Source organism: Streptomyces milbemycinicus (genome assembly GCF_002154605.1).
In the GTDB taxonomy this organism is placed as follows: Bacteria; Actinomycetota; Actinomycetes; order Streptomycetales; family Streptomycetaceae; genus Streptomyces; species Streptomyces milbemycinicus.
Genome location: NZ_MUNE01000499.1, coordinates 1 through 4,256 on the forward strand (window position 1 = coordinate 1; position 4,256 = coordinate 4,256).

Below are 4,256 nucleotides of genomic sequence, written 5' to 3' on the forward strand. Positions count from 1 at the left end.
GGGGACGGGACCGCGGCGTGGTTGCCGGTGCGGTCCGAGGACGGTTCGGGTGTTTCGGGTGTGGCGTTCAGCTACAAGGGGGTGATCGATTATCTCTTCGCGCGTGCACCGGAGCTGACCGAGCGATCGTGGGATACGGATGTGCTGGTGGCGGGTGCGGATGTGGCGGGTCCGCATGCGCGTGGCCGTGATCCGCTGGAGTGGCCGGTGGCCGGTCAGGAGCTGGCCAGCGGCACCGGTTTCGACGGGTGGCTGTGGGCCTCCGCCCTGGGTCTGGAGTTCGGGTTCGCCTCGGGTGTCGAGGAGGTGGTGGGCGAGGACGGTGTGACCCGGCAGGAGCCGGTGGTGCGGCTTCAGTTGGCGGAGGGCGACTGGCTGGTGGGGTTCCCTCGGGAGCCGTCGTCGGTGCAGTTGGCGGTGTGGGCTGAGCGGGTGGCGGGTGATCGGCGGCGGGCTGGGGATGTGCTGCGGTGGTGGCGGGCGGTCCGGCTGGTGTACGGGCCGCTGCTGGAGGACGACAAGGCGGCGTTTGACGCTGTGCTGCGTGGTTTCCGCGCGCTGGATGAGTGGCGGCGGGCGCGTCGGCGTGACGCTTCCCCGCTGACCTGGCGCCGTCTGCGGGCCCTGACCGACGAGCACTTCGCCTCCCTCGGGGAGCAGGCCCCGCCGCTGGAGCGGGCGCTGCCGGTGCTCCTGGAGGAGGCCGCGAACAAGGCCGGGACGGAGCTGGAGCTGCACCGCTTCGATCTGACGCCGCGGTATGAACCCCGGCGGGCGTGGGAGGAGGCTCCGGAGTCCTCGGTGGCGGGCCGGGCGGGTACCGCCGGTGGGCCGGGAGGCCCCGGGCGCCGTGGCCTTCCGCGGTGGTCGGATGTGCTGCGGCTGGGTTCGCGTTCGGGGGGCTTGCGGGGCGGTTCGCCGGATGCGGGTGTGGATCCGCTGGCGGCGGGGTGGCCGATCGGGCGTGTGGTGACGGTGGCGGGGCCGCGATCTGCCGCGCTGGCGGAGGTGCCTGCCGCCGAGACGTCTGCCGGGGTGTCCGCTGGGGTATCCGCGGGCAGGGGGAAGGGCCGGGAGGAGTGGTTTGGTTTCGAGCGTCGGGTGGATTCCCGTTCGGAGCCGTTGAGTTACGAGGTCAGTGACGCTGGCCGGGTCCGGCTTCCCGGCGGTCCTGATGGTCCCGATGGTGCGGGGCGGGTGCTGGAGCCGGAGGGCTGGCGGCGGTTCGGTGCCGATTTCCTGCATGAGCCCAGTGGCGCGCTGCTGTACGGGGACAGCGGGTGGATCGGGCGTGCGGCCAACGCGGCCGAGGTGCTGGAGGCTTTCCCGACGGTGCCGTACACGCTGTCCGCGGATTCCTCGGGTCTGCTGCTGGTGCCCGACGAGCGGGAAACCGGTGCTACAGCGGTCCGTATCCCGCTGACGGAGGCACCGCCCACACCAGCCCTCCCGGCCCCGGCCTCCCCGCGGCAGTCCGAGCCCCTCGACGGGGCTGTCAGGGGGGTCGCACAGCTCCCCGCCGCCCGGCCACTCACCGGGGAGGCCACCAACTCCGCCGACCGAGTGCTGGCCGCGCCGGTCGCCCCGCCGGCGCCCGCGTCACCCGCCCCGGAGACGGCCGAGCCACCCGCCCCGGACGAGGCGGCGGCAGAGCGGTTGTTGGAGGCTCTGCACGGGCGGGACCTGCGGTTCCGGAGCAGCCCGTTCGACGTGGATGTGGTGGCTCGTCATGTGCTGCGTCTGCCGAAGGACGCGTCGGTGGATCAGGTGGTGCGTGCGGAGTTGTTCGGGCTGGTGCGGGATGCGGAGGCGGATGGTCGTGCGGGGAGTCTGGCGGCGCTGGGGGCGTTCCATCTGGAGAGGCTGGGGGCGGCCGGGTCGGCCCGGAGCGGTCACTTCACGCAGGGGGAACACCGGATTCCGGGTCTGAACTGGCTGGAGTCGGACGCCCTGGATCTGGACACGGACTTGAGCGAGGTCCTGGTTTCGCGGGTGGGCGGCTCCCCGGCTCCTGGCGGTGGTCCTGGGCGGGTGACGCCGTGGCCGAAGGGGACGCGGCCGTATGTCGTCGGGGGCGACGGCAGCAAGGACGGCAAGGTGGTGGTGCGGCTGCCGGACCGTTCGACGCTGGAGGTGGATGTCGAGGAGTTCGTGGAGCTGGTGGCGGCGGATGTGGCGCGGGAGAAGCTGCCGCCGGGCACCCCGATCGTGGTGGCTGTTCCGTTCCTGGGCCGGTATGGGCCGTTGTTGCAGGAGCTGGCGGATCGTACGGGTCTGGTGGTGTGGCCGCACAGCGGTGAGGTGAAGGTCAGTCCGTTGGCCGGCGGGAAGGGCCGTATCGACACGGTCGTCGGGCGGCCCGGGGTTCCCAAGGGTGCCTGGTTCCCGCTCCGGCCCGGCCAGGGGCCGGTTCTCCATGCCGGCCTGCCCGACTGGTACCGCAACGTGGTGATGTGGCCGATGGTCAGCGAGGCGATCGGCGAGCAGATGGGCCACTCCTCGTTTCGCCCCACCGAGTACGCGGAGACATTCGAGGCGAACGAACGCCACAGCGACCGGATGACGACGTACGTCGACTTCCGCTTCGCCTCGGAGACCGTTTCACCGGAGCAGGAGTTGCCGCGTCCGGCTCCCGAGGGCAGTCCGTTCCCCGAGGCCGACGCGCTCCGCATCAGCGCGCATGGCATCCCGGGCTACATGGCCGTGGCGGTGCGGAGCGGGGACCGCGTGTACTACCGCACCCTCGACAAGGACGAGGCAGCGGCGTGGGTGGCGTGGCTGGTGTCCGGGCTGCCCAAGGACCGCTGGATCGACCTCGCCTGCTGCTGCCTCGCCTCCCCCAAGGACAGCGGCAGGCCGGATCCCGACGTGGGATCCCTCTTCTACCGCGAAGTGTTCGTGGCCGATCCGCTGCGGGAGCTGTCTCCGGGACAGCGCATCGTGAACAAGGCGCGGCGCTGGGCGCGTGTCTCCTACGGCCCGCAGTCGGAGATGAAGCTGCAGAGGAACGGCAAGTACGTGCGGACCCTGTTCACCGATCCCCAGGGGCGGGCCCGGGATTGGGAGCTGCCGCGGCCGGATCCGGAGGGTGCGGAGCTGGACCGGCTTGCGGTGGTGGCCAGGCTGCACTCGGGGCCTGGTGCGGTGTCGGCGGAGGTGCGGGAGCGGACGCTGATTGCGGTGCGGGCGCTGAAGTTGATGTTCGGGGTGTATGTGGAGGACGGTGCCGGTTTCGGGGAGCTGCTGCGGGGTGTGGCGGCGGTGGACGAGATGTGGCTGGCCGACCCGGAGTTCCGGCAGGTGGGCCCGCTGACGCTGGATCTGTTGTCGCGGGTGATCGCGGCGCATGCGGGGGCCGGGGTCGAGGTGGATCAGGAGGTCGCCCGCCGGGCGTTGGTCGCGGCGGCGACGGCGTGGGAGGCACGGCCCCGTGGCCCGCGGGGCGAGCGTGTGGATATGCCGTGGGACTTCGTGGAGCTGCCGGTGGTGCGGCTGGGCGCGCAGTGGGTGCGGGGGGATGAGGCGAGGTCCGAGGCTGCCACCGTCCTGAATCTGCCCGAACCCCGCCCGTTGGGTGAGGCGCAGCGGCTGCGGATGCTGTGGGCGTGGGCGAAAACCATGGACCTGCTGAGCAAGCCTGGTGTGGACGTGGACGATCTCGCCATACGGATGCTCCACCTGGCCCCGGGCGTCGGCGTCGGGGAGTCGGAGCGTGAGGACCTGCGGACCTTGCTCACCCGGGCGTTCGCCGTGGGGCAGGACGCGTCCGACACGGACGCGGCGGCCGCGTACCACCTAGAGGTGAAGTTGGCGTTCATCGCCACCGACAGGGACACGGTCCTGGACGGGGCCGAGGGGAAAAGCCGTGACTTCACGGGGGAGTCGTGGCCGCGGGTGAACCTCGCGCAGATCCGTACGTCCGGCGGGCTGGTGGACGCGCCGTGGCGGAACCGGAACCGGAAGCGGCAGGCGACCGAGCCGGTCCCCTTCCTGCTGCGGATCGAACAGGACCCGCAGGACCCGTACATCATCGAGCTGGACATCGACGGCCGTGTGTTCCGGATATCGGTCATTGAGTTCCTGCAGCTGATGGCGAACGACCCCATCCTGACAGCCAAGGGAAAGGGCACCAAGGTCGTCCTGTCGCACGCCAGGACCGCTCCCCGCATCTACGTCGTGGCGTGGTTGCTGGCGCAGGGGCTTGGCCGTCCTGTGCTGTGGACCAACGACCGGACGGACCTGTCCGGCACGGACGA

At 71.5% G+C, this 4,256-nt stretch carries 1 protein-coding gene; it reads left to right on the forward strand.

Translation table 11 applies throughout. From position 1 onward, the window contains the following. Positions 1–60 precede the first annotated feature (60 nt). Positions 61–4,256: lonely Cys domain-containing protein (locus tag CCN51_RS35405; RefSeq protein WP_143675986.1), on the forward strand; the 4,196-nt coding region annotated here is incomplete at its 3' end.